Source organism: bacterium (genome assembly GCA_020440705.1).
Lineage (GTDB): Bacteria > Krumholzibacteriota > Krumholzibacteriia > LZORAL124-64-63 > LZORAL124-64-63 > JAGRNP01.
This window is the reverse complement of sequence record JAGRNP010000373.1, coordinates 1-545: the sequence shown is the minus strand read 5'-3', so window position 1 is coordinate 545 and position 545 is coordinate 1. Positions and strand designations below refer to the sequence as shown.

The 545-nt window shown below is 66.8% G+C and carries 1 protein-coding gene; it reads right to left on the bottom strand.

The genetic code is table 11. The annotated features are described in order from the left end of the window. Positions 1 to 109: 109 nt before the first annotated feature. Positions 110 to 545 (bottom strand): anion permease (locus KDM41_18865; GenBank protein ID MCB1185487.1); only part of this gene is annotated, 436 nt, incomplete at its 5' end.

Below are 545 nucleotides of genomic sequence, written 5' to 3'. Positions count from 1 at the left end.
CACCATCGTGCCCATGGCGCCGTCGAGGACCATGATGCGTTCGGACAGGATGCGGCGAAGGGTGGCGAGGGTATCGGACATGGTGTGCGAGGGGATGCGGGAGCAGGAGTCAGGGCACGATCTGCCAGACCATCGGGATGGTGACCATCGCGACGACGAAGCACAACACCGCCAGGGGAACGCCGAGGCGAGCAAAGTCGGTAAAGCGGTAGCCGCCCGGACCGTAGACCATCAGGTTGGTCTGATACCCCAGCGGCGTGATGAAGCTCATCGATGCCGCGATGGCCACGGCGACAGCGTACGGGCGCGGGTCGACCGGCATGCCCTGCAGCTCGGCCACCCGCTCGGCGGTCTCGATGGCGATGGGCAGGATGAGCGCCGCCGCCGCGTTGTTCGACAGCATCTCGGTCGACAGCGCCGTGACCAGGTAGATCACCGCCAGCATGACCCACGGATGGTAGCCACCGAACACGCCGATGACGTGACGCGAGATCACCTCGGCCAGACCGCTGTCGACGACCGCCGCGCTCAGGCCGAACGAGGCG